Source organism: Pedobacter insulae, from assembly GCF_900113525.1.
Lineage (GTDB): Bacteria > Bacteroidota > Bacteroidia > Sphingobacteriales > Sphingobacteriaceae > Pedobacter > Pedobacter insulae.
Genome location: NZ_FOPP01000005.1, coordinates 332,620 through 358,158, shown reverse-complemented (window position 1 = coordinate 358,158; position 25,539 = coordinate 332,620). Strand labels below are relative to the sequence as shown.

The following is a 25,539-nucleotide window of genomic DNA, read 5'->3' as shown; positions in this document are numbered from 1 at the left end:
AAATAGACCCCGCCCGCAAGAAGGAGATGCTCAACTATAAAAACGGCCCAAAAGTTGAAATCATCAACCTGGCCCAGTTCCAGAAAAAAGCCAACCTCAGTGCGCTCGGCAGTTTAAAGCAGGAGTTCATGACCGCTTTGTCCTCGAAGTCAAAAAAAATGTCCATCCATACTGACCAAACCTACCTTGGTTTCAGCATCGCTACCGACAGCATCAAAGTGATTAAGGCAAATGGCCATACGATGTACGTTTTCCCTGTAGAACTTCCCAGTAAAAGAGCCGTTGCCTTTCAAAACCTAACGATAGACGAGGGGCCCGATGGAACCATCGCTTTTGTAAACACCTACACCCCTACAAAAAAATGGATAGCGGAGTGGAGGAAGGGGCATAGCGGTAAGTTTGAGGGGGACATAAGCATTACCTATCTCAACCTCAACAATGGAACCGTGCCTAAGACGACTACCGCTTCGACCAAAAGCGGTATCAAAAAGCCGAACACAAGCCTTGTTGCCCAGATATGCACTTCTATAGATTATTTCTATGAAATACCTTACGCTTGTGGATCAGGGCAACATGCGCCTTGGGACACAGGCTGTTACCTGGAAGGGGATGCCAGAGCGGGCTATGTTTACATAGAGTATCGGGTTACAACCTGTGTTGACGCGCCGAATCCGGGCGATGGCAGTGGAGGTACCACCCCTACACCTCCGGGTGATTATAATCCATGTCCCGATGACCCACCATTGGTCTCCTCTAAAAAAACTTTGAGAAATAAGGTCATGGTTCTCCCCCCTACGGATTGCGATGAGGTGGTAGACTGTGCCGGGGTAATGGGAGGAAGTGCCTATGTGAACCCCAACTGTGGCACCTGTATGGGTGGTACAACGGGAATAACAGCGTGTCCGCCAGAGATTAGAGATAGTTTATTAAATGACTGTATGAAAAGTGTACTAAGCGATATAAAAGATCATAATGGCTTGGTTAATGGCTTAATCAGAACATTTACAAACGACGACCCGAAATACAAATGGAATTTAATAAGTGGATCTACATCACCCGGGACATTAGCGACAACTAGTTATTGGAATAGGACAACCAACACCGTTACCACAACCATTAACAATATTGAATTTATAAATGGCTCAAACTTAGCTATTGCAAAAACATTATTGCATGAGGGTGTCCATGCTTATTTGGTTGCTTATTTCGCCAATGATACGGTTAATGCTACCAAAGAATACGCTAACCTTGTAGATGAATTTAATAAAAAAAAGAGACCTGATCTAAATGAAATACATCATAACGAAATGACAAGACTATTTGTGTCTCAAATAGCAATTTCCTTATCGGAATATGGTGATAGTAAAGGATATACTTTTTCTACTACTTTAGAAAAGAGTAGATTCTATCATGATCTAGCTTGGGGAGGTTTATTTGACACAAAAGCTTTTCAAGAGTTTCCTGCCGATGTACAACTTAGAATAAAAAATCTTATTTCAATAGAACAAACAGGTAAAAATTTAAATGGTGTAACCCAACCTAAAAAAGGAGCTGCAGGAGGATGTTAATATGAAAACCTATTATTTTTTTTTAATTGCCATTTTTCTTTCAATTATTTGTAATGCCCAAAGTATAGATGGATCCTATCGTTATAAAAATGAGGATTTCTCTGCAAGTAGAACCATTACCTTCTCAAAAAAACATTTCAGGGAGGAAATTCAGGGGGATGTAACAGTAAGTATTGGTGCAGGGACGTATCGCATAAAAAATAACCGACTGATTTTAAAGTACCAGCTCTTTTCAGATCAGGATACCTCTAGCTATCAAATATCTAGTGCCGACAAACCAGCTGGCTCTGCAATCGTTGATGTTAAAGTGTTCGATAGTAGTGGGACCACGATGGCAGCCAATTATGGTTTGAGAGATGTTTACAACTCCCCCCTAAGTGTTATTCCTACAAATAATAATGGACTAGGCAATATGACTATTTACAATAATAACGTTGTAGGTTATTTTACAATAGATTGTATAGGCTACTACCGAGTTTCCATACCTATAAAAAGATTAATGAACAAAACAACAAGTATTATCGTTTACTTACGTCCTCAAACGAAGTATTACATTGAACCCCATATAGTCAATTATAAAATTATTGAGGTCAAAAGGGAAAGATTGGTGCTGTTGGAGAATAGCAAAATATTAATGTTTGAAAAATTGAAATAAATCAATTTTTCAAACTAAATGAAAGTTCTGATCAAACGGCTATCATCTACCCGTTTTTAAAAATAAACTTATCATCCTTAGCGGGGATGTTAGCTATTGTCCCTAAAAACATGATCATGAAAAATTGGTATTTGCCATTTAAGCATATAAACATTTGGAATTTATAACAGTACCTTTTTTTGTTAAGAATTTTATCTCCAAATACATACTGTAAAGATTAAATTTGTGCGGAGATGGATTTTACTATGAGCAAGAGATTGCTTCGCTACGCTCGCAATGACGAAGGAATAAGACATGACTCTCGGACTTACTGTGTTCAGGCTTTCGGACTTCCTGATTTTCAAACTCTTGTACGTCCTAACTTTCGAACTAAAAAACAAAAAATTGGCTAAAACTAAATCAGCATATTTCTGTCAGAGTTGTGGGTATGAATCTGCAAAATGGCTTGGTAAATGTCCATCATGTAATAGTTGGAATACTTTTGCAGAGGAAATTATCGAAAAAGGAACGATCAATGTTCCCACTTGGAAATCAAACTCAGGAAACCACCGCTTAAACAAGCCCAACAAAGTTGAAGAAATTCAAAGTACTACTGAAGAAAGGTCGGTTACCGGAGATGCGGAGTTAGATCGAGTATTAGGAGGCGGGTTAGTTGCAGGCTCGGTGGTTTTAATTGGAGGCGAACCTGGTATTGGGAAATCTACCCTCCTGCTGCAACTCGCTTTAAATGTACCAGGACGTAAAATTCTGTACGTTTCGGGAGAAGAAAGCGAACAACAAATAAAAATGCGGGCAGAAAGGATTACCAGTCAGCCTAAAGCCGATTGCTACATTTTAACAGAAACTTCAACTCAAAATATATTCAAGCAGATTGAGGACTTAGCTCCTGAGATCGTAATTATTGATTCAATACAAACACTTCATTCAGCGCATATTGATTCAACCCCTGGGAGTGTTTCACAAGTAAGGGAATGTACAGCGGAGTTATTGAGGTTTGCTAAAGAAACTGCGACACCTGTGTTTTTAATTGGCCACATTACGAAAGATGGCGCCATTGCAGGACCTAAAATATTGGAGCATATGGTGGATACGGTTTTGCAATTTGAAGGCGACCGTCACCACATCTACCGCATTTTAAGATCTATTAAAAATCGTTTCGGTGCGGCAGCGGAGTTAGGCATTTATGCTATGCAAAGCAATGGTTTGAGAGAGGTTTCCAATCCTTCAGAGATTTTGCTTTTACAGCGCGATGAAGAATTAAGTGGCATTGCCATCTCTGCTACTTTAGAAGGTGCCAGGCCAATGCTTATCGAAACACAAGCATTAGTCAGCATTTCGGCTTACGGAACACCCCAGCGCTCTGCTACAGGCTTTGACACGAAGCGAATGAATATGTTGTTGGCAGTGCTCGAAAAAAGATGTGGATTTCGATTAAGTGCAAAGGATGTATTCTTAAATATTGCTGGAGGAATAAAAGTAGAAGATCCCGCGATCGACTTGGCCATTATGGCCGCCATTATTTCTTCCCATGAAGATATTTTTATTTCCTCTAAAATCTGTTTTGCTGCCGAAGTAGGCCTGTCTGGTGAAATTAGAGCAGTTAATAGAATTGAACAACGAATAGCTGAAGCTGAAAAATTAGGATTTGAGCAAATATTCATCTCCAATTATAATCTCAAAGGCTTAATAGCAGATAAGTTCAAGATAAAAATTATCACGGTAAGTAAAATTGAGGAGGTCTTTTCATTGCTTTTCGGTTAATTATCTTCTCTTCTGCTTAAATTATCAAGAATGAAGGAGCTTTTTACCCAAAATAAGCTCAATTTAAGGTGTTTTTTCCCCTGCGGCCTTCCACTATCGAATTGGTGAGCAAAAAACATAACACATAATTCATTGATTTTTAATCGATTAATGAATATTTCTGATTAAACATAATCCTTGGATGCCCTTTTGTATAGAGTAGTATGTTAGGCTACCATGCCTAAGTGTTAAATTTAGAGGGATGATTAGCCCCATTATCGGATGGTAATGGGGTTTTTTATTTTTATTGGACAACATTCCCTATTTAGAAAGATTTTAAATATTTTTGTAACTAAATTGAATGAATACTTATCACTTTTTAAATAATAACATGATGAATAAATTTATTTTAAGCGTTATCTTTTGTTTTGTTACTGCATTTTCGTACGCTCAGGATGCAAACACATTTGATGGCAAATCATTTGGCGAAGGCGTTAAAAAAGGCGACGTTATTACTACTGCGGAAATTAGCACGAAGTTGGGCGACAAACCTAAGGCTGACATGAAAGTTACCGGAGTGGTAACATTGGTGTGCCAGAAAAAGGGATGTTTTATGAACTTGGCGATGCCAAATGGCGAAACAATGTTCGTGAATTTCAAAGACTATGCGTTCTTTATGCCAAAAGATATTGCTGGTAAAAAAGTAGTGATTGATGGTTTTGCTGAGCGCAAAGAAACTTCTGTAGAAGACTTAAAGCATTTTGCTGAAGATGCAAAAAAATCGGAAGCTGAAATTGCTAAAATTACAAAACCTAAAAAAGAAATTGTGTTTGAAGCAAAAGGAGTTGTAATTTTGAACTAATTAGAAAGGTTCTCCTTTTTAATATTGATTGATTGAACCCTGCTCTCTCCGGAGCAGGGTTTCTTTTTTTTAAAAAATCTGTAACAGAAAACCTTTGAGTTCATCTATATCATCATAAAATTTATATATTTATCATAGACTTAAATTAACTAACCATGATCATTGTAGCAATTATTGCAATCGCCGTATTAATATTCGGTATCGGAATTTACAATTCATTAATTGGCAAGAAGAACCAAGTTGCCAACGCATTCTCTGCAATTGACGTGATGCTTAAAAAACGTTTTGATCTACTTCCAAATCTAGTAGAAACTGTTAAACAATATATGCAGTATGAAGGCGATACCTTGACTAAGATTACCGAACTAAGAGGAAAAGCTATGGGAAACAGTGTAAGTGAGGGTGAAAAATTAGCTTTAGATACGCAAATAGGTACTGCTGTAAAGGGCTTAATGGTTAGTGTAGAGAACTATCCGGATTTAAAAGCAAACCAAAACTTCTTGAACCTACAAAGTACCTGGACAGAAAGTGAAGAGCAAATAGCTGCAGCACGTAGAAATTATAATTCTTCCGTTACCTCTTATAATAATGCTGTAATGATGTTCCCTGGAAATATGTTTGCTGGAATGTTAGGCTACCAAACTATGCCTGTTTTAGAAACGGCCGAAGTAGAACGCGCTAATATTAGTGCTAAAAATCTTTTTAATAATTAATGGACACTGATTTTAAAGTCAGTCCGGCTATAGAAAATGTAATTGCCGAACTAGAAATTCAACGAAAAAAAATAGCTGCCAGCAAGTTCCAAGGCTGGGGTGCAATACTACTAGGGGCATTTGCAGCATTTCTAGTGTTTTCTGCAGGCCAACCAGTGATTGCTTTGATTGTTGGGGCAGCTTTTATCGTTCTGGGAATGGTAATTTTATATCGCATTAGCGATGACATAGCGCAATATAAGTATCGCTTCAAACAAGAAGTGATCGGTGCTTCGTTAAACACGTTGAACCAAAGCATTACTTTTAACCATAATGACGGGATTGCTGAATCGGAATTTGTAGGGTCTCAACTGTTTACCAGGCGACCAGACCGCTATCATACCGAAGATTTAATTAGTGGGAAAGATGAGAAAACTACCTTTTATTTTGCGGAGGTACACGCCGAATATAAGACAGAAACCCAGACAAAAAATGGCCGCCAAGTTCACTGGCACGACATCTTAAAGGGTATCATTTTTACGGCCGATTTCAATAAGAACTTTAATGGCGTTACAGTGGTTCGCCCTAAAGATTTTGGGTCTTCCATTGGCGCTTGGTTCTCGAAAAACCTTTTCTCTTTCGGAGATAAAGATTTAATTCAGTTAGAAAACGAATACTTTAACAAAAATTTTGTAACCTACGGAACGGATCAAATTGAGGCAAGATATATTTTGACCCCTGCAATGATGGACAGCATTAGCGAATTAAACGAACGCTCGGCCTACTGTGTATCTTTATCTTTTATTAATTCTTCGGTTTACATTGCTTTTCCTTTGGCTCATAACTACTTTGAGGCGCCCGTATTCAAAACGCTACTAAGACCTGATCTATTAAAGGAGGACATGAACATTCTTGGTTTCATGCTCTTAATTATTAGGGAATTAGATTTGAATACGAGAATTTGGACGAAATAAGTATCCGTCATTGCGAAGAATGAAGCAATCTAAACTCTGGGTCTAGATTGCTTCGTCGCTACGCTCCTCGCAATGACGACTTTTCCTTCTTATTTTGACAAGTACATCGACTTATCTTTATATAGCTTACGGAAATAAGGGTCTTCTAAATCTTTAATAAAGTAAATAGATTCTCCGGTAGACTTCATTTCCGGACCAAGTTCCTTAGTTACTTCAGGGAATTTATCAAATGAGAATACTGGTTCTTTGATAGCATAACCTTCGAGTTTACGAACAATGTTAAAGTCTCTTAATTTATTTACACCCAACATAATTCTTGCCGCAATATTAATATAAGGCACATCATAAGCTTTAGCAATAAAAGGAACCGTACGTGAGGCTCTTGGATTGGCCTCAATTACGTAAACCTTATCATCTTTAACTGCGAATTGAATATTTAATAAGCCAATTACATTTAATGCTTTAGCTATTTTTTTAGAGTATGTTTCCATATCTGCAATTACCTTTTCTGACAAGCTAAAGGGAGGTAAAACTGCAAAAGAATCTCCAGAGTGGATCCCTGCAGGCTCAATATGTTCCATTAAGCCAACGATATGCACATCAGTTCCATCACAAATGGAGTCTGATTCTGTTTCTTCCGCTCTATCCAAAAAGTGGTCAATCAATACACGATTGCCAGGCAGATCACCTAATAGCTTCACTACTGCTTTTTCAAGATCTTCATCGTTAATCACAATGCTCATACCTTGTCCGCCTAATACATAACTAGGTCTGACTAAAACTGGATAACCAACTTCATTTGCAACTACAATTGCTTCTTCTGCATTCTCCGCAACACCGTATTTCGGATAAGGAATATCTAATTCTTTCAGCAGATCGGAGAAGCGTCCCCGGTCTTCAGCAACATCCATATCATTATAGGCAGTACCGATAATTTTGATATTGTTCTCGTGCAGCTTTTCGGCCATCTTTAAGGCAGTTTGACCACCTAACTGAACGATTACCCCTATTGGATTCTCAAGATCGATAATTTCTCTTACATGCTCCCAGAATACTGGCTCAAAATATAATTTGTTGGCCATGTTAAAATCGGTAGATACTGTTTCGGGATTACAGTTAATCATAATCGCTTCGAAACCGCTCTCTTTTGCCGCTAGCAAGCCGTGTACACACGAGTAATCGAATTCTATACCTTGCCCAATTCTATTCGGTCCGGAGCCTAATACGATTACCTTTTTCTTATCGGAAGAAATCGATTCATTGGTACCCAGTTCATCTCCTGTTGAAAGCGTTTCATTTCCTAAAAGCGATATCTGTATTGGCGCTTCTTCAAAAGTAGAGTAGAAATAGGGTGTTTGTGCGGCAAATTCAGCTGCACAGGTATCAACCATTTTATAAACTCGTTTTATTCCTAACTCCTTACGGCGGTTGTATACTTCGTCTTCTGTTACATTACCTAATACCCAGGCAATTTGTTCATCAGAGAAACCCTTTTGTTTTAGGTTAAAGAAGAAATCTTTAGGAATATTATTTAGCGAATAGCGTTTTAGTTCAATTTCCAAATTAACCATTTCCTGGATTTGGATTAAAAACCACTTATCGATTTTCGTTACCTTACGGATAGATTCAAGTGGTACCCCCATACTCATGGCGTCTTTAATCAGGAACAATCTGTTCCAGCTTGGATGTTCCAAACCATGCATAATTTCTTCAATGTTCCTTTTTTGCTTGCCATCAGCACCTAGGCCCGCTCTACCAATTTCTAAACTCTGACAAGCTTTTTGCAACGCTTCGATAAAGCTTCGGCCTATAGCCATTACTTCCCCAACTGCTTTCATTTGCAGGCCTAGTTCGGGATTAGCTCCTTTAAATTTATCGAAGTTCCAACGAGGGATCTTTACGATTACATAATCTAAAGTTGGTTCAAAATATGCTGAAGTTGTTTTGGTGATTTGGTTTTCTATTTCATCTAGGTTATAGCCTATTGCGAGTTTTGCGGCAATTTTAGCGATCGGATAGCCTGTTGCTTTACTTGCCAAAGCTGATGAACGAGAAACACGTGGATTAATTTCAATCGCGATAATATCATCATTATCAGGATTTACAGAAAATTGCACGTTACATCCTCCTGCAAAATTCCCGATAGCACGCATCATTTTTATAGCTTGATTACGCATCTCCTGGTAACAACGGTCGGACAAGGTCATTGCAGGTGCAACTGTGATGGAGTCTCCAGTATGAATACCCATTGGGTCGAAATTTTCGATGGAGCAGATGATGATTACATTATCATTGCTATCTCTCAACAACTCCAATTCATATTCTTTCCACCCTAAAACAGCTTTTTCTACCAACACTTCGTGCGTTGGTGAAGCTTCTAAACCGCGTTTTAGGGCCGCATCAAAATCTTCCTTCTTATGCACAAAACCACCCCCCGAACCTCCTAATGTATAAGAAGGGCGAATTACTAATGGATAGCCGATCTCTTGGGCAGCTTCCTTACCTTCTAAAAATGAATTAGCAATTTTCGAAGGAGCAACGCCTACACCTATGTCGACCATAAGTTGACGGAATGATTCTCTATTCTCTGTCTTTTCGATTGCGGCTACGTCAACACCAATAATTCTTACGTTATGCGCTTTCCATAGACCACGTTCTTCTGCATCAACACAAAGGTTTAAGGCAGTTTGACCTCCCATTGTTGGTAATACCGCATCAATGGTTGGTAAGGTTGGAGAGTTGGCATGTTCAATTAAAATCTGTTCGATCGATTCGAGGGTTAATGGTCTCAGATAAACATGATCACCAATAACCTTATCGGTCATGATCGTTGCCGGATTAGAATTGATAATGGAAACGGCTATACCTTCTTCCTTCAAAGAAAGGGCTGCTTGCGAGCCAGAGTAATCGAATTCACATGCTTGACCAATGATAATAGGTCCAGATCCAATAATAAGTACGGAGCGTATGGAGGTGTCTTTAGGCATTGTAGGGGTTTAAAAAAAGTCTAAAGTAAAATCAAAATTTGACGATAGCTTGGGAAAATGCGCTATTACAATGTGAAATATCCCAACTTATCTGTCGGGATGCAAAGATAGGATTTTAAAATAAAAAAGAGGGCAGTTGGCCCTCTTTTTTTAAATTCACACACATGAATTATTTACTGGAGTAATTTAACTTCTCCAATATCTGTTGTTGCGCTATCAGCAACTGAAACATTTTCGACAGCAGCATCTTTATAGGGTGCATTGGCTTTAATCCAAATGGTATAAGTTCCCTTTTTTACATTGCTAAAAACAAAAGTCCCGTTGCTGATTTGTGATCTTAGGGTATCAGTTCCCGCAACGGCGACTACCTCTCTTGCTCCTTCGGCGGGAGTAACCTTGCCTTGGATCCCGCCTTCTTTAATCGAACCGAATGCAAACAACCCTATAGATAAAGTTGCAACGGTTAAGATTTTTAAACTCGCACTTTTCATGATCATTAATTTTTAGTTTACAATTGCTTAAATCAACACTTTCCCTTTCATATTGTTTTAAAGAATATTGGCAAACAGGTAGATGTATGATAATCCCTACATTTCTGCCTTTTGGAAATTTCATTTTCTATACAAAACTTTCTGAATAATTATTTGTTAATTAACTATTATGAAAAAAGCGATCATAATTCTTATTTGTATTATAAGTGCTAACATGGGCTGTGGCACGGTGCAGTCTATCATCAAGTCTACGTTCCCTTATACGGCCACCTTAGTTGTGCCTATGAGCTCCAAAAGTAATACAACAATTGTGGCTACAAGCACGGCTAGCAGTTTTGATCAGATTTTCGGAAATCAAAATGGAGCCACCTACATTAAAGAAGTGAGGGTCGCTTCAGCGCGTTTAGATGCAAGCAATCCGAGTAATCAGAATTTAGGAGTATTTAAATCTGTTAAATTATATATTATTAACGATGGTGGCGCAGAAGTCATGGTAGCGTCAAGAAGTGATGTGTCTGAAAATATTGGCAACAATCTTGTACTAGATGTAGACAACTCACGTTTTATTGATGAGTACGTTAAAGGAAACAATTTGAGAATTAAATTGGAATATGTGTTAAGAAACAATTTAACAAGTGATGTAAGTGTGAGAGCGGCCATTAATTTAAGTTCTTCGCCAAATACAAAATAGATCTAAAGCTTCCTCATTCTTTGAGGATATTCTTCATAAATAGTTTGTTTGGTTTATTATCCGGTAGGGGTTGTTCCCTATCGGATTTTTTGATTCTAAAGGAAATTGAAATATTGGATACTAGACCGGACAGCAAAAAATGTTGAAAACTAAACTTGTACAGGATGGGAATCTTAGTATTTTAACTTTGTCAAAGCGGGAGGCTTCAATGCTAATTCTATTTCCTACTTTTGAAGCATGTTATTAATCGAAACTTTTCGTGAAAGCATTACTCATTTTTTGTTTGGAACTGGAATACTAGAATGGTGCGGTGTTTTTACCGGCATTTTATGTGTTTGGTTAGCAGCAAAAAACAATATTTGGAATTGGCCGGTGGCCATTGTGAGCGTAATCATTTATATCTTTATATTTTTCGAGACAAAGCTATATGCAGACATGGGTTTGCAGCTCTATTTCTTTGTAATGAATGTTTATGGTTGGTATTTTTGGAGTAAACAGCGTAATAACCCAACAGAATCCCGTCCAATTACTATCATTACTACGCGGGAAATTTTATTATCTGTATTGGGGGCAGTTGTATTTACCATCACACTGGGCTTCTTATTATATCAGCAAACTGATGCCTCATTTCCTTTTATAGACAGTTTTTGCACGGCTTGTAGTTTGATTGGACAAATTTTTTTAGCTAGAAAAGTATTGCAAAACTGGTTGATTTGGATTTTTGTTGACCTAATTTACGTAGGTGTGTATTTTTCTAAAGACCTGTATGCTACCGGATTGATGTACGCTTTATATATCGGCATTGCTACAATGGGGTATTTAGATTGGAGAAAAACTTATCGTGAACAGCGCAATTAAAAAAATAGCTATTGTTGGCCCCGAAAGCACGGGGAAGTCGACTATTTCCAAAGCTTTGGCGAAGCACTACCAAGTACCCTGGGTTCCTGAATATGCGCGTTATTATTGTGCTGCATTAACTGCGGATTGTACACTGCAAGATGAAATCAACATGTTTCATGGTCAGGTGGCACTTGAAGAATCTGTTTTGGCAATAACTGAAAGCGATTTTATTATTTGTGATACAACTTTCTTAACGGTTAAAATATGGAGCGACGAAATGCTCGGTGAGACTCCTCAAATTGTAACGGATGCCTTACAAGCTAAGCCTTACGATTTTTATGTACTACTGGATATCGATTTACCATGGATGGAAGACCCGTTAAGAGATTTCCCACATATGCGTGAACATTTTATGTCTGTATGGCATAAAGAGTTGAAGTTTTTAAATGCCAATTACGTAGTGGTTGGTGGACTTAACGATCGGTTACAAAATGTAATTGAAGCCATTGATGGATTTTTAAGAAGTGAGGTCTTATAAAACATAAAGACATCTATTTCGGAAACATTTTTTTTACCAATCCTTTTAGCTTACCTTTGCAACATCAATAAGGGGTGCCTTGTTTTGTAAAAAACGCAAATACGGGCTGAGAAAATACCCATTTTAGAGCGAAAGTTCTGAATGCACCTGATCCAGATAATGCTGGCGTAGGGAATGGTTTATAGAGTTTAACTAGAGTCGGGAGTACCCCTACTATCGGCAGGTTTAACTAAAGGAAAAATAAATTGAAAAAAATTACGACGGCAGTATTAGCTGCTTTATTGTGCCCGCTACTCATGATGGCGCAGTTCAACATTTCGGGAACTGTTTCCGAAAAAAACGCTAACAATTTTTTAAATGGTGCAACCATCCGGTTGAAAGGAAAAACAGTTGCTTCAACTAGTGAAAATGGTCATTTTGAATTAAAAAACCTACCCGCAGGCGATTATACGATCACCGCTAGTTTTTTGGGATATCAAAGTGAAACACAAATAATTAATTTGCAAGCAAATATCACCTTAAACTTCAAGCTAACACCGCTTACCTTTTTGGCGAACGAAATTGTGGTGAGCGCAACCCGCGCATCATCGAATGCTGCTGCCACCTTTAAGAATATTGATAAGGAAACTATCGCTAAGCACAATTTCGGTCAGGATCTACCCTTCATCCTCGATAATACGCCTGGTGTAGTGGTAACCTCCGATGCTGGAGCTGGAGTAGGTTACACAGGAATTCGCATCCGCGGTAGTGATGCTACAAGAGTAAATGTTACGCTTAACGGTATTCCATATAACGATAGCGAAAGTCAGGGTACTTTTTGGGTTAACATGCCTGATTTTGCGTCTTCAGTTGACAATATTCAAATCCAGCGCGGTGTTGGTACCTCAACCAATGGGGCAGGTGCATTTGGAGGAAGCTTAAATATCCAAACTACGGCTGGGGAAAGCAATCCTTATGCGGAAATTAATAACACTTACGGCTCATTTGACACCTGGAAAAATACCGTTAAAGTTGGAACAGGTTTAATTAATGATCAATGGAGCTTTGATGGGCGTTTATCTCGCATTAAATCTGATGGATTTATAGATAGAGCGGCTTCTAATTTAAAATCTTATTTTGTTTCAGGAGCTTATCACGGAAAAACTGATTTACTTAGAGTTAATGTATTTTCAGGAAGTGAAAAAACTTACCAGGCATGGAATGGAATTCCCGAATCTCGCTTAAACGGAGATGTGGCTAGGATGAATGCCTACATTGCTAGAAATGAGTTAAACTCTGCCGATGCTGCAAACTTATTGAACTCAAATAGTAGAACCTATAACAGTTTTACTTATCAGGATCAGACCGACAATTATTGGCAGGATCATTATCAATTGCTCTATGCGAAACAGTTTAATGAGAAATTTTCTTTCAACGGAGCATTACACTACACCGCCGGTAAAGGTTATTATGAAGAATTTAAGGAATCTCAAAAATTAACCAATTATGGTCTTCAGCCAGTAGTAATTGATGGAACTACAATCAGTAGAACGGACTTAATTCGAAGAAGATGGTTGGATAATGATTTTTATGGTTTTACTTATGCTTTCAATTATAAACCTAGCGCTGGCTGGCAGTTAACACTAGGCGGTGGATATAACGAATACAAAGGTGCTCATTTTGGGCAGGTTATTTATGCGCAATATGCCAGCAATGGTACAAATGATAGGCATTACTATGACAATGACGGATTTAAAACCGACTTTAACACCTTCTTAAAGGTTGGATATAATCCTACAGAAAAATTAAATCTTTTTGCTGACTTACAATATCGTCGCATTTATTATGATGTACTGGGAACTGACAAGAATATATATCAACTAAACGTTAAAGATGAGCTAAACTTTTTTAATCCAAAAATTGGAGCAAGCTATTTTATTTCGACAAATTCAAACGTTTACGCATCATTAAGTGTCGCTAACAAAGAACCTGGAAGAGATGACTATATAAATGTGAATGCTGGCACAATCCCTAAACCAGAGAAACTAAATAATCTGGAAGCTGGTTATCGTTTCAACGGAGACAAATTAGCTGGTGGTTTAAATTTGTATGGCATGTGGTATAAAGATCAGCTAGTAACTACTGGGAAAATCAATGATGTAGGAGAATATTTCAGACAGAATGTGGCAGATAGCTACCGCATAGGCGTTGAATTTGATGCGACCTGCAGACTTAACGATCAGTTTTCTGTATTGGCCAACGCTTCCTTGAGCCGCAATAAAATTAAGCATTTTACCGAGTTTATAGATGACTATGACAACGGCGGTCAGCAAGAAAACACTTACACCAATACGACCATTTCTTTTTCTCCGAGTTCAATCCTTTCTGGGGAGTTAGTTTACAACCCCACGAAGTCACTAGCTTTAAGTTGGCAATCTAAGCATGTTGGCGGGCAATATTTAGACAACACTCAAAATAATACTCGCAAATTAGCAGCCTATTGGGTTAACAATGCACGGTTTGGCTATACGCTTAATTTAAAAGGTTTTAAGAATATCAATCTCGCATTGTTAGTCAATAATGTGCTGAATGAAAAATATGAAAGCAACGGATACACTTTCGGCTATTTTAGTGGAGGCTCATTAACTACCGAGAACTTTTATTTTGCGCAATCGGGCACGAACTTAATGTTGAGTTTAAATTTGAAATTTTAAAGAGAAAGGCAATTTTGGCATGAAAAAGTTTATTGAGAAATTACATTTTATTACCCATGACATTCCACAGCATACGCATATTAATCAGGCGCAATTAGCTTGTGAGGCTGGAGCAAAATGGATTCAATATCGCTGCCTAAGCAAAAATGATAAAGATCTTCTGGCAGACATTCACATCATTGCTGAAATTTGTGACGATTGGGGTGCTACGTTGATTGTAACAGATCATATCCATTTGAAAGGGAAGGCAGATATTCAGGGATTTCATATAGAAGATATGGATGCAGATTTTATCGCACTGCGGAAACATATTGGAGAAGCGTTTACTCTGGGCGGATCATCAAACACTATTGAAAATTTAATCCGCTTGGCGAAAGAGGGCGCAGATTATGCCGGTTTTGGTCCTTTTAAGGTTACCACAACGAAACCAAATAACGCCCCATTACTTGGCGTTAAGGGGTATCTTGAGGCTTCCCAAACATTAAAGTCGATGGCTCTTGAACTACCAATTTTAGCAGTTGGAGGGGTTACTTTACAGGATACAGATTCATTACTTTCCACGGGTATTTATGGAATTGCAGTATCTTCAGCCATAAACCAAGCTGACGACTTAAGATTAGCCTATCAAGATTTTTATAATGCTGTAATTTAGACAAATAGGCGCTTGCGATGTTCGGCTAAATAAAGTAGTTTTGATTATGAATGACGCTCAATGGAGTTTTTTTAAAAAATATAGCTTTAGGGCGTTCTTTATTTTATTTGTGCTTTATATTACGTTTAATAATAACGGCGCTTTCCCCTTTTTCAATGTTTTAGCTCAATACCCAATACAATGGATGCATCAATTCATCCCTTGGTTCTCCGCGAATGTGGTTGGCTATGAGTATGATTATACCATCTTTACCAATGGCAGTGGCGATACCAGTTATGACTATGTCTTACTTCTTTTCAGCACAATCGTTTCGGTTATTGCTGCAGGCCTGTGGTCGGCCATTGATTACAAAAGAAAAAACTACAATAAGTTATACTATTGGTTATTGGTATTAGTTCGTTGTTATGTAGCATTTACGCTCATTAATTACGGGATGGTTAAGATCATTAAACTGCAGTTTCCATCTCCTTATTTATCCCGTCTAACCCAGGCTTACGGTGATTCGTCTCCCATGGGTTTAGCTTGGACTTTTCTTGGCTATTCCAAAGGTTATAATATTTTCATGGGCATTATTGAGGTTTCATCTGTCTTGTTGCTATTCCGCCGGACAATGGTTGTGGGGGCATTTTTGAGCCTAGCCGCCTCTGTACATGTGATGAGTATGAATTATTTTTATGATGTCCCGGTGAAAATACTTTCAACTACCCTCGTAGTGATGTGCCTTTTCATTTTAGCTCCGTATCTAAAAAAAATCATACAGTTTTTCCTCACAGGAAATTCGGTAAGTCTACAAATTATAGAAGCTCCTGTTTATAGGAAAAAATGGATGTTCTATGCGCTATATGCTTTCAAATATTTAGTAATTATTTACTTTACATTAACTCTTATTAACGGGTCTCTAAAAGCTTCGAAACAATATGGTGAATTGGCGGTAAAACCTCCACTTTACGGCATCTATGAGGTTGAACAGTTCACGATTAACAAAGTGGACCTGCCCCCACTTACAACCGATTACGGGAGATGGAGGGAACTGATTATCCAAACTAAGGATTGGGTAAGAATAAAGTTTATGAATGACTCAACAGAATATGTTTCAGTTAAAGTCGACACGCTTACTAAACAAATTAAGTTTAACGACAATCCAAATGATGAAACGCAGAAAAGTCTCTTTAAATATCGTTTCTCTGGTGGAGACAGGATCATTTTAAATGGAATATTGCACCGTGACTCTACCACTATTATTTTAAAAAAGGTAGACCTTAAAAAGTACAAGTTAATCAACAGGAAGTTTAATTGGGTAAACGAATATCCCTATAATAGATAGACTTTAAATAGAACGTCTTATCTTTGTCTGCAACAATGAAAAACGCTGATATTCTCAATTTAGATGACGTAAAATTATTGGTCGATAATTTTTATGGCAAAGTTCGCGATAATTCGCTTTTAGCTCCTATTTTTAATGAGGTGATTGGCGATAAATGGCCTATTCATTTAGAAAAAATGTATGGTTTTTGGCAAACGCTTTTGTTGGATACCCAAGCGTACGCCGGTAGTCCCTTTTTAAAGCATGCTAAATTGCCTATTGAAAAACAGCACTTCGATACATGGATCAAGTTATTTAACGAAACTATAGATGAAAATTTTGTAGGTGCAAAGGCTGATGAAGCAAAATGGAGGGCATCCAAGATGAGCGAAATGTTTCAATATAAATTGGATTATTATAAAAATAACCCGGCTCAACCCTTAATTTAGCGAGGACTCAGACATACGGTTTGACTGTCCGTTTGTGCTATTCGAACTTTAAAAATAAATCACTTTGGAAGAACAATCTGTCATTGTAGAAAAAAAAGATCCATTCGCGGCATTGCGTTATCGAGAATTTCGCTCCTATATCGGAATGCGCTTCTTCTTCACTTTTGCTTATCAAATGCAGGCAGTAATCATTGGTTTCCATATCTATTACCTCACAAAAGATCCTTTGGCATTGGGTCTAATTGGTCTCTGCGAAGCAATTCCCGCCATTGGCATAGCGCTTTACGGAGGATATATAGCTGATAAGACTGAAAAAAGAGGATTATTATTAAAAATATTTGCCGGAGTATTGTTGTGTTCCATCATCATGTTAGTGGTTACTTCCAATAGAATGCATGCTTACGTACCAACAAGCTACATCGTGCCCATCATGTATGCGATGATATTTGGGGTGGGCTTAGCGAGAGGCTTTTTCGGTCCGGCAACATTTTCATTAATGGCACAGATTATTCCCAAAGATTTGTATGCCAATGGGAGTACATGGAGTAGCTCTTTCTGGCAAATGGCCTCAATTTTAGGTCCATTAACAGGAGGATTGATTTATGCGTTTTATGGAATAACGCCTACCTATATGGTAATCATTAGCTTTATTATATTCTCGCTCATCTGCATTTTCTTTTTAAAAACGCACCCGCCCACATTCATTCCCAAAGAAAGTATTGTGAAGAGTTTAAAAGAAGGAATTAATTTTGTTTTTAAAAGCAAAATGATGTTAGCCGCGATAAGCCTTGATTTATTCTCCGTATTTTTTGGAGGAGCAGTAGCATTGCTGCCTGTTTTTGCTGAGGATATTTTAAAAGTTGGCTCCGAAGGTTTGGGCTATATGAGAGCTGCAGCCTCAATCGGCGCAGTGATTACCATGTTAATCATGACGCGATTCTCGCCGATGAATAAACCTTGGCGCAATTTGTTAATTGCCGTTACGGGTTTTGGTTTAAGCATAATATGCTATGGTTTATCCACTAGTTTCTACCTCACTTTATTCTTCTTATTTTGCGAAGGTGCATTTGATAGTGTGAGTGTAGTGATTCGTTCAACAATTATGCAGTTGCTTACACCAGATCAAATGCGAGGCAGGGTATCGGCCGTAAATAGCATGTTTATTGGCTCATCTAATGAGATTGGAGCGTTCGAATCGGGTTTAACCGCAAAGTTAATGCGTACTGTTCCGGCAGTGGTGTTTGGAGGCAGTATGACCTTGGGGATTGCCGCAATTACTTATTTCAAAACCAAAAATTTATTACCCTTAACTTTAGCTGACATAAAACCTGCAGAAAAAATTGAGGATCAGGTTTAATCGACCCTTTCTCCAACTTGTTGCCTCCACATGGCGAAGTACAAGCCCTTTTCTGCCAATAACTCCGCGTGCTTCCCTTGCTCAATGATATTACCTTTCTCTAATACATAAATCCGATCCGCATGGCGAATGGTTGATAATCTATGGGCGATTAAAATAGTAATCTGACTAGTAAGTTCTGAAACATCCCGTATTGTAGCTGTAATTTCTTCCTCTGTTAGCGAATCCAAGGAGGAAGTTGCTTCATCAAAAACTAAAATATCCGGTTTACGTAACAATGCTCTTGCTATAGAAAGGCGCTGCTTTTCACCTCCAGACACTTTCACGCCGCCCTCGCCAATTATGGTATCCAATCCATTATCAGCACGTGCTAAAAGGTTTTGGCAGGCTGCCTGATGCAAAACCCGCATACAATCTTCATCACTTGCTCCTGGCTTAACGAACTGAAGGTTCTCTCTAATTGTTCCCGAAAACAACTGGGTGTCTTGGGTTACAAAGCCAATTTTTTCTCTTAATAGATTTAAATCAATATCCTTTCCCGAAACTTGGTTGTACAACACTTTTCCTTCTACGGGTTGATATAAGCCGACTAACAGCTTAACCAAGGTCGTTTTACCAGAGCCAGAAGGGCCTACAAAGGCAATTGTTTCGCCCTCTTTTGTATTAAAATAGATATTATTTAGCGCGTTATTTTTGCCAGACAAGTGTCTGAAACTTACATTTTCGAAAGACAATGCATTAATTTTCTGCACGATGACTGGATTCAAAGGCTTGTGTTCAATGGGTGTGTTTAAAATCTTTTTGAAATTACCTAATGACACCTCAGCCTCTCTCCAGGCCAAAATTACGGTTCCAATTTCTTGCAGGGGCCCGAATAAAAAGAAAGAATAAAATAAAAACGACAGATACTGACCCGGTGTGATGTTGTTTTCAAAAATTAGCATGAGCAATACGACAATCATGGTACTTCGCACTAAGTTTACAGTTGTTCCCTGCACAAAGCTCATGCTTCGAACATATTTAACCTTTTTCAGTTCCAGCCCTAAAATTTTATACGTGGTGGTATTTAAACGGCCGATTTCTTGGTCCGCTAAGCCTAAACTTTTAACCAATTCAATATTGCGGAGCGACTCTGTTGTTGAACCTGCCAACGCCGTAGTTTCTGAGATAATAGAGCGTTGTATGACCTTAATTTTTCTACTCAAAAACCAACTGATAAAACTAATGATTGGAATAGAGGCGGCATAAACGAGCGTTACTTTGTAGCTAATAGAAAGCGAATAAACTATGACGAACAATAATCCGATAAAGCTGATAAAGAGAATACTAATAAAAGATGTAATGAACTTTTCACTATCAGTTCTAACTTTCTGTAAAATAGACAAGGTTTCTCCACTTCTTTGATCCTCGAACACCTGATAAGGAAGTTCAAGCGAGTGTTTAAGGCCATCTGCATACATTTTAGCACCAACCTTTTGGATAATAATACTCGTAAAATAGTCCTGAAAGTTCTTAGCGATTCGGGATACCATTGCAACTCCAATTGCATAACCAATTAATTCGAGTACTCCCTTGATATAAGCACTCTTATCTGACTGGTAAAGATGAGCCTTAGTGATATATCTATCCATTAATTTACCCGTAATTGCCGGGTCCATTAATGAAAATCCGATGTTCATAGCCGCTAGAAATAATGCTAATGCTACAATCCACTTGTGTGCCTTTAAGTATTGGAGTAATAATTTCATCTTCTTTTTGTTTGGGGCTCAAAAATAAACAAAGGGAATGAAGCTTAGCAACATTCCCTTTTATATTGTATTACTTTGACAATCTTTTAAAGATTGTCAAAGTTTAAATTGTCATTATGTCTTTTTCTTTCACTTCTGCGTGTTTATCAACTTTTATGATATAAGCATCTGTTATTTTTTGCACTTCACCTTCTCCAGTCTTGATCTCATCATCTGAAATGCCCTCGCCTTTCAATTTCTGGATTTTTGTATTGGCATCTTTACGGATATTTCTTACGGTAATTCTTCCACGCTCAGCTTCTTCCTTAACTTTTTTCACCAACTCCTTACGTCTCTCTTCTGTTAAAGGAGGTACTACTAAGCGAATAATTACACCATCATTCTGGGGATTAATGCCAATATTAGCTTCCATAATAGCACGTTCTATAGGAACTAATAATTGTTTTTCCCAGGGCTGAATGATAAGTGTCCGGGCATCTGGTGTATTGATACTTCCAACCTGTGCTAACGGAGTTGGATTACCATAATAGTCAACCATGATACCATCAAGCATGCCTGCAGATGCCTTTCCAGCTCTTATTTTAGTTAATTCAGCTTCACAGTGGGCAATTGCTTTTTCCATTGTAGCTTGAGCATCTTCTAATTGTTTCTTTATGAGGTCATTCATAATGTGTAGTATTTATACAAAAATATAAAAATTGGTTAGATTTTAACCTTGAACCAGGGTGCCGATTTCTTCTCCGTTGGCGATTTTCATAAAATTGCCGTTTTTATTCATATCAAATACAATGATAGGAACTTTATTCTCTTCGCAAAGTGTAAAGGCAGTCATATCCATTACATTTAAGCCTTTAGCATAAACTTCTTTAAAAGAAATTTCGCTGTATTTTACTGCCGCAGGATCTTTTTCAGGATCTGCAGTGTAAATCCCGTCAACTCGGGTACCTTTTAAAACTGCATCTGCACTAATTTCAATCGCTCTTAATGCTGCTGCAGAATCTGTAGTAAAATATGGATTTCCCGTTCCTGCACCAAAAATCACGACTCTACCTTTCTCCAAGTGGCGTATGGCTCTTCGACGTACAAATGGCTCACAAATTTGCTCCATTTTAATGGCTGACAACAAACGGGTTTTCAAACCTACTTTTTCCAGGGCGTCTTGTAAAGCCATACTATTAATAACGGTGGCTAGCATGCCCATATAATCAGCCTGTGCCCTATCCATTCCAGATTTTTCAGCACTTAACCCTCTAAAAATATTACCTCCACCTATAACGATGGCTATTTCCAGACCTTTATCGTGAACTGCTTTAATATCTTCTGCATATTGCTTAACACGTTCGTTATCAATACCATACTGCATCTCGCCCATCAACGATTCGCCACTCAATTTTAATAAAATCCGTTTATACTTCATGACCTCAAAAATATTAACAATTTTTTACTTAGCTGCTATGCTTTTAAACAATTGATGTAATTATTTAGCTGTTGATCTTTTCACCTCTAAATATCACCTGCTTTAAGCTTAGTTCTTTATCCAAAACTAATAGATCAGCCTGATAACCAGATTGGATTTTTCCTTTTACTTTATCTTCTCCTATTAATTTGGCTGGGTAGAACGAACTCATTTTTAAGGCATCCGTTAAATCAATATCACAATAATTTATACAATTTTTAACTGCTTGCAGCATTGTTAAAGATGACCCTGATAACGTTCCATCGGGCATTACAAATTTATCCCCAAGCAAACGGTGTTGATAGGGTCCAGAGGAGCAGGATGTTACTGCGTCTGTAATTAAGAACATTCTTTCTCTTAATAGTTTTTGGCTAATCTTTACAACTTCAAAATCTACGTGGTTACCATCCACAATGAGGCTTGCCATTGCTTTATGATGATTAAATATCGCCGTTGGAATACCGGGGTCTCGATGATGCAGGGGCGACATTGCATTAAATAAATGGGTTGTGGTTTGCACGCCCATATTGTAGGCTTGTGTTGCTTGCTCAAAAGTAGCATCGCTATGCCCTAAAGAAACTACGATGTGATGATCCAATAAATATTGAATAACTTTTTCGTCCTGTAGCTCCGTGGCTATGGTCATCATTTTAATGACGCCGTCTCCAAAATCGAGCAATGCCTTAATTTCATCGAGTGTAGCTTTTCGGATAAATTCATTTACATGAGCACCCTTACGTTTAGGGTTCAGGAAAGGTCCTTCTAAATGAAGTCCAAAACAATTTTTAGCAACTTCCCTGTGAGCTTTGGCGGCTTTAATGCAGGCATTAAAAACCGATGGGGTATTAGTGGCAATACAAGCCAAAAAACTAGTTGTACCCTTTTTTAGAAGATCATCTTCTATAATTGTTAATGATTCAACAGTAGGTTCGGAAGAAAATAATTTACCTGCAGCTCCATAAATTTGGAGGTCGATGAAGCCTGGAACTAATAGGTTCTCGCTTTTTGAAAAATCTGATTGTTCAGTAACTGATTTAAGTTGACCGTCTACAATTTCCAACGCTTGCAATGGTTTTATGACATCTCCATTAAAATAGTTACAATTATCAAACGTGTGGATCATATTAAGCGGTTAAATTTCTAATACTCTTTACGAAGGTAATATTTTGATCGCGGAACTTTTAACATAAAAAAAGTCGGTTCAAATTTGAACCGACTTTTTATCATAATTAGAGGCTAATTACGCTCCTAATTGTACACGTTTGAACGCTGTAACTGTTAATCCTTTAGCTGTTTCGTTTAAGAATTTACGCACATCTTTTGATGAATCTTTAACAAACTCCTGGTTTAACAAGGTACTATCTTTATAGAATTTATTCAATTTACCTGCAGCAATTTTCTCAACCATCTCTTCTGGTTTACCTTCTGCACGAATTACGTCTTTAGCAATTTCAATTTCACGCTCGATAGTAGCTGGATCGACACCATCTTTATCAACTGCAACAGGATTCATTGCTGCAATTTGCATAGCAACGTCTTTACCTGCTTCAGTAATATCTATACCATTAGCGCCTTCAAATACTACTAAAACACCCATTTTACCATTAGAATGGATATAAGAAACGATTTTTTCACCAGTTACATTTGCGTACTCTTGAATAACGATTTTTTCCCCGATTTTTCCGGTTAATTCAGTTATGGTTTCAGCAACTGTACGTCCATCTTCCAAAGTAATTGATGATAATTCTTCCATAGAAGAAGGGTTGTTGGCAACTGCTGCAGCTAAAACAGCCTGAGCTAAATTACGGAAATCCTCAACTTTAGAAACTGGCTCAGTTTCACAAGCTAGAGCAACTAATTTACCATTAGTACCATCTGCTGAAACACTGATTGATACAAGACCTTCAGAGGTAGCATTACCAGAACGAGCGGCAGATACTTTTTGGCCTTTTTTGCGCAATAAATCAACCGCAGCTTCGAAATCGCCATTGGCTTCTACCAAAGCTTTTTTGCAATCCATCATCCCGGCTCCGGTTTGTTGGCGTAACTTGTTTACATCTGCGGCAGTAATTTGTACTGTAGACATTTTTTCTTTATTTATATGATATATTATTATCCTTCTGTAGACTCTTCTGATGAAGCCTCTGCTTCAGCAGTTTCTTTTTTAGTTGGTCTTTTAGCACCCGCTTCTCTAGGTGTAGCAGCTGCTTCAGGAGCATCAGCAGCAACTTTCACTGCTACAGCTTCTTTCTCAGCTTCTTCATCTTTTTCACGTTTACGCTCATCTAAACCTTCTTCAATTGCTTTGATAATTACGTCAGTAATCAATAAGATTGATTTAGTAGCATCATCATTTGCAGGGATCGGGAAATCGATGCTTGATGGATCAGAGTTAGTATCAACCATTGCAAAAGTAGGGATGTTTAATTTCATCGCTTCTGCTACAGCAATATGCTCCTTTTTAACGTCAATTAAGAAAATTGCAGCCGGTAAACGGTTTAAATCTGCAATACCCCCTAATAAACTTTCTAATTTAATACGCTCACGTTGGATCATTAAGCGTTCTTTCTTAGAAAGAATAGAGTATGTACCATCTTTAGTCATTTTATCGATGGTAACCATCTTTTTAATTGACTTGCGAACCGTTGCAAAGTTGGTTAACATGCCACCTAACCAACGTTCAGTTACGAAAGGCATATTTACTTTTTTTGCTTGTTCAGCAACGATTTCTTTAGCTTGTTTCTTAGTTGCTACAAATAAGATCTTACGACCTGACTTCACGATTTGTTTAATCGCTGCTGCAGCTTCTTCAGTTTTAGTTAAAGTTTTATTTAAATCTATAATGTGAATTCCATTGCGTTCCATAAAAATATATGGTGCCATTTTCGGATTCCATTTGCGGGTAAGGTGACCAAAGTGTACACCTGCATCCAATAAGTCTTGATATGTAGTTCTTGCCATTGTGTTTGTCTCCTTTAAGATTAACGTTTACTGAATTGGAATTTCTTACGTGCTTTTTTACGTCCTGGTTTCTTACGTTCAACCATACGCATATCACGGGTCATTAACCCTTTAGCGCGTAATGCTGGTTTTTTCTCAGCATCTAATTCAACAATAGCTTTAGCGATAGCTAAACGAACTGCTTCTGCTTGTCCTTTTACTCCTCCGCCATTTACATTTACAGTAACATCATATTTACCAATTAACTCCGAAACTTCGAATGATTGGTTAACAATGTATTGTAGCGGTAAGGTAGGGAAATATACTTTGTGGTCTTTACCGTTAACGGTAATTGTGCCGTTGCCTTCTTTTAAATAGATACGGGCAACTGCAGTTTTTCTTCTTCCTGAAGTGTTTGTAACTGACATTTCTTTTCTCTTTTAATTAAAGTGTAATGGTTTTTGGTGATTGTGCTGCATGCGGGTGCTCCGAACCTGCGTAAACAAAAAGATTGGTGTACAATTTTTTGCCCAAACGACTTTTAGGTAGCATTCCACGAACAGCCTTCTCAATAACACGAGTAGGGTGTTTTGCCATTAACTCTTTTGGAGAAATGAATCTTTGACCACCTGGATATCCTGTGTAAGAAATGTATTCTTTCTCAGTAAATTTATTCCCGGTCAATTTTACCTTGTCTGCATTAATAACGATAACGTTATCACCGCAGTCTACGTTTGGGGTAAACTCTGGCTTGTGTTTTCCTCTAATGATCATTGCGATCTTAGAAGACAAGCGCCCCAAAATCTCTCCTTGTGCGTCAACAACAACCCACTGTTTATTAACAGTTTTTGCATTGGCAGAGACAGTTTTGTAACTTAACGTATTCACTTGCTTTTATTTAAT

Annotated in this window: 24 protein-coding genes; 14 read left to right on the top strand and 10 right to left on the bottom strand. The window is 37.9% G+C overall.

What is annotated here, in order from left to right:
• The 6 genes from BM207_RS19125 to BM207_RS11020 all read left to right on the top strand — a co-directional run.
• Positions 1–1,568: hypothetical protein (locus tag BM207_RS19125; protein WP_177217103.1), on the top strand; the 1,568-nt coding region annotated here is incomplete at its 5' end.
• Position 1,569: 1 nt separating this feature from the next.
• The gene (locus BM207_RS11040) at positions 1,570–2,223 is read left to right on the top strand and encodes a hypothetical protein (RefSeq protein WP_090993912.1); all 654 of its coding nucleotides are present in this window, start codon (positions 1,570–1,572) and stop codon (positions 2,221–2,223) included.
• Positions 2,224–2,607: 384 nt separating this feature from the next.
• Positions 2,608–3,984 (top strand): DNA repair protein RadA, encoded by a 1,377-nt coding sequence (gene radA / locus BM207_RS11035; RefSeq protein ID WP_090993979.1) that lies wholly within the window; start codon positions 2,608–2,610, stop codon positions 3,982–3,984.
• A gap of 370 nt (positions 3,985–4,354) precedes the next feature.
• Positions 4,355–4,825 (top strand): DUF4920 domain-containing protein, encoded by a 471-nt coding sequence (locus BM207_RS11030; RefSeq protein WP_218155045.1) that lies wholly within the window; start codon positions 4,355–4,357, stop codon positions 4,823–4,825.
• A 155-nt stretch (positions 4,826–4,980) separates the two neighbouring features.
• Entirely contained in the window at positions 4,981–5,538 is a 558-nt protein-coding gene (locus BM207_RS11025) for a LemA family protein (protein ID WP_177217102.1), read from the top strand.
• Positions 5,538–6,491 carry a DUF3137 domain-containing protein gene (locus BM207_RS11020; RefSeq protein WP_090993910.1) on the top strand — a complete coding sequence of 318 codons (954 nt, stop codon included), beginning with the start codon at positions 5,538–5,540 and terminating at the stop codon, positions 6,489–6,491. The genes BM207_RS11025 and BM207_RS11020 overlap by 1 nt, the downstream gene beginning before the upstream one ends.
• Before the next feature lie 89 nt (positions 6,492–6,580).
• Here the strand turns inward: BM207_RS11020 and carB are convergent, their stop codons facing one another.
• Together carB and BM207_RS11010 are read right to left on the bottom strand one after the other, a co-directional pair.
• Complete coding sequence (gene carB / locus BM207_RS11015; protein WP_090993907.1) at positions 6,581–9,478, bottom strand: carbamoyl-phosphate synthase large subunit; 2,898 nt, start codon at positions 9,476–9,478, stop codon at positions 6,581–6,583.
• A 173-nt stretch (positions 9,479–9,651) separates the two neighbouring features.
• Complete coding sequence (locus tag BM207_RS11010) at positions 9,652–9,969, bottom strand: peptidase associated/transthyretin-like domain-containing protein (RefSeq protein WP_090993973.1); 318 nt, start codon at positions 9,967–9,969, stop codon at positions 9,652–9,654.
• Between the two features lie 169 nt (positions 9,970–10,138).
• Here BM207_RS11010 and BM207_RS11005 point away from each other — a divergent pair, with 169 nt between their 5' ends.
• The 8 genes from BM207_RS11005 (at position 10,139) to BM207_RS10970 (ending at position 18,492) form a co-directional block, all read left to right on the top strand.
• Positions 10,139–10,660: a hypothetical protein gene (locus BM207_RS11005; RefSeq protein ID WP_090993905.1), complete on the top strand. Its 522-nt coding sequence runs from the start codon at positions 10,139–10,141 to the stop codon at positions 10,658–10,660.
• 237 nt (positions 10,661–10,897) lie between these two features.
• The gene (pnuC, locus tag BM207_RS11000; protein WP_090993903.1) at positions 10,898–11,518 is read left to right on the top strand and encodes a nicotinamide riboside transporter PnuC; all 621 of its coding nucleotides are present in this window, start codon (positions 10,898–10,900) and stop codon (positions 11,516–11,518) included.
• Positions 11,502–12,038 carry an AAA family ATPase gene (locus BM207_RS10995; protein ID WP_090993901.1) on the top strand — a complete coding sequence of 179 codons (537 nt, stop codon included), beginning with the start codon at positions 11,502–11,504 and terminating at the stop codon, positions 12,036–12,038. Before pnuC ends, BM207_RS10995 begins: the two co-directional genes overlap by 17 nt.
• Before the next feature lie 245 nt (positions 12,039–12,283).
• Entirely contained in the window at positions 12,284–14,731 is a 2,448-nt protein-coding gene (locus BM207_RS10990; RefSeq protein WP_317040305.1) for a TonB-dependent receptor, read from the top strand.
• A 19-nt stretch (positions 14,732–14,750) separates the two neighbouring features.
• Positions 14,751–15,383, top strand: a complete 633-nt coding sequence (locus BM207_RS10985; RefSeq protein WP_090993897.1) for a thiamine phosphate synthase — start codon at positions 14,751–14,753, stop codon at positions 15,381–15,383.
• Between the two features lie 46 nt (positions 15,384–15,429).
• Complete coding sequence (locus BM207_RS10980) at positions 15,430–16,707, top strand: hypothetical protein (RefSeq protein WP_090993895.1); 1,278 nt, start codon at positions 15,430–15,432, stop codon at positions 16,705–16,707.
• A gap of 35 nt (positions 16,708–16,742) precedes the next feature.
• Positions 16,743–17,135, top strand: a complete 393-nt coding sequence (locus BM207_RS10975) for a group III truncated hemoglobin (protein ID WP_090993893.1) — start codon at positions 16,743–16,745, stop codon at positions 17,133–17,135.
• A gap of 64 nt (positions 17,136–17,199) precedes the next feature.
• Complete coding sequence (locus BM207_RS10970; RefSeq protein ID WP_090993891.1) at positions 17,200–18,492, top strand: MFS transporter; 1,293 nt, start codon at positions 17,200–17,202, stop codon at positions 18,490–18,492.
• Here BM207_RS10970 and BM207_RS10965 read toward each other — a convergent pair.
• The 8 genes from BM207_RS10965 to rplM all read right to left on the bottom strand — a co-directional run bounded on the left by BM207_RS10965 (position 18,489) and on the right by rplM (position 25,524).
• Complete coding sequence (locus BM207_RS10965; protein ID WP_090993889.1) at positions 18,489–20,240, bottom strand: ABC transporter ATP-binding protein; 1,752 nt, start codon at positions 20,238–20,240, stop codon at positions 18,489–18,491. The genes BM207_RS10970 and BM207_RS10965 overlap by 4 nt on opposite strands.
• 103 nt (positions 20,241–20,343) lie before the next feature.
• Complete coding sequence (gene frr / locus BM207_RS10960) at positions 20,344–20,907, bottom strand: ribosome recycling factor (protein WP_090993887.1); 564 nt, start codon at positions 20,905–20,907, stop codon at positions 20,344–20,346.
• Positions 20,908–20,949: 42 nt separating this feature from the next.
• Positions 20,950–21,657, bottom strand: a complete 708-nt coding sequence (gene pyrH, locus BM207_RS10955) for a UMP kinase (protein WP_090993885.1) — start codon at positions 21,655–21,657, stop codon at positions 20,950–20,952.
• A 64-nt stretch (positions 21,658–21,721) separates the two neighbouring features.
• On the bottom strand, positions 21,722–22,819 hold the full coding sequence (nagA, locus tag BM207_RS10950) for an N-acetylglucosamine-6-phosphate deacetylase (RefSeq protein WP_090993884.1): 1,098 nt from the start codon (positions 22,817–22,819) through the stop codon (positions 21,722–21,724).
• 117 nt (positions 22,820–22,936) lie between these two features.
• Entirely contained in the window at positions 22,937–23,782 is an 846-nt protein-coding gene (gene tsf / locus BM207_RS10945) for a translation elongation factor Ts (RefSeq protein WP_090993882.1), read from the bottom strand.
• Between the two features lie 26 nt (positions 23,783–23,808).
• Positions 23,809–24,657 (bottom strand): 30S ribosomal protein S2, encoded by an 849-nt coding sequence (gene rpsB, locus BM207_RS10940; protein WP_090993880.1) that lies wholly within the window; start codon positions 24,655–24,657, stop codon positions 23,809–23,811.
• A gap of 20 nt (positions 24,658–24,677) precedes the next feature.
• Positions 24,678–25,064, bottom strand: coding sequence for a 30S ribosomal protein S9 (rpsI, locus tag BM207_RS10935; protein WP_090993878.1), 387 nt, complete (start codon positions 25,062–25,064; stop codon positions 24,678–24,680).
• Between the two features lie 16 nt (positions 25,065–25,080).
• Positions 25,081–25,524 (bottom strand): 50S ribosomal protein L13, encoded by a 444-nt coding sequence (rplM, locus tag BM207_RS10930; protein WP_090993876.1) that lies wholly within the window; start codon positions 25,522–25,524, stop codon positions 25,081–25,083.
• Between the last annotated feature and the right edge of the window lie 15 nt (positions 25,525–25,539).

Bases quoted from the DNA above. Each gene is read 5' to 3' on its own strand.
- BM207_RS10965 (WP_090993889.1), bottom strand. From the start codon at position 20,240: ATGAAATTATTACTCCAATACTTAAAGGCACACAAGTGGATTGTAGCA.
- pnuC (WP_090993903.1), top strand. From the start codon at position 10,898: ATGTTATTAATCGAAACTTTTCGTGAAAGCATTACTCATTTTTTGTTT.
- nagA (WP_090993884.1), bottom strand. From the start codon at position 22,819: ATGATCCACACGTTTGATAATTGTAACTATTTTAATGGAGATGTCATA.
- frr (WP_090993887.1), bottom strand. From the start codon at position 20,907: ATGAATGACCTCATAAAGAAACAATTAGAAGATGCTCAAGCTACAATG.
- BM207_RS10985 (WP_090993897.1), top strand. From the start codon at position 14,751: ATGAAAAAGTTTATTGAGAAATTACATTTTATTACCCATGACATTCCA.
- carB (WP_090993907.1), bottom strand. From the start codon at position 9,478: ATGCCTAAAGACACCTCCATACGCTCCGTACTTATTATTGGATCTGGA.
- pyrH (WP_090993885.1), bottom strand. From the start codon at position 21,657: ATGAAGTATAAACGGATTTTATTAAAATTGAGTGGCGAATCGTTGATG.
- BM207_RS10975 (WP_090993893.1), top strand. From the start codon at position 16,743: ATGAAAAACGCTGATATTCTCAATTTAGATGACGTAAAATTATTGGTC.
- rpsI (WP_090993878.1), bottom strand. From the start codon at position 25,064: ATGTCAGTTACAAACACTTCAGGAAGAAGAAAAACTGCAGTTGCCCGT.
- BM207_RS11040 (WP_090993912.1), top strand. From the start codon at position 1,570: ATGAAAACCTATTATTTTTTTTTAATTGCCATTTTTCTTTCAATTATT.
- BM207_RS11025 (WP_177217102.1), top strand. From the start codon at position 4,981: ATGATCATTGTAGCAATTATTGCAATCGCCGTATTAATATTCGGTATC.
- BM207_RS11020 (WP_090993910.1), top strand. From the start codon at position 5,538: ATGGACACTGATTTTAAAGTCAGTCCGGCTATAGAAAATGTAATTGCC.
- BM207_RS11005 (WP_090993905.1), top strand. From the start codon at position 10,139: ATGAAAAAAGCGATCATAATTCTTATTTGTATTATAAGTGCTAACATG.
- rpsB (WP_090993880.1), bottom strand. From the start codon at position 24,657: ATGGCAAGAACTACATATCAAGACTTATTGGATGCAGGTGTACACTTT.
- BM207_RS11010 (WP_090993973.1), bottom strand. From the start codon at position 9,969: ATGAAAAGTGCGAGTTTAAAAATCTTAACCGTTGCAACTTTATCTATA.
- BM207_RS11030 (WP_218155045.1), top strand. From the start codon at position 4,355: ATGATGAATAAATTTATTTTAAGCGTTATCTTTTGTTTTGTTACTGCA.
- tsf (WP_090993882.1), bottom strand. From the start codon at position 23,782: ATGTCTACAGTACAAATTACTGCCGCAGATGTAAACAAGTTACGCCAA.
- BM207_RS10980 (WP_090993895.1), top strand. From the start codon at position 15,430: ATGAATGACGCTCAATGGAGTTTTTTTAAAAAATATAGCTTTAGGGCG.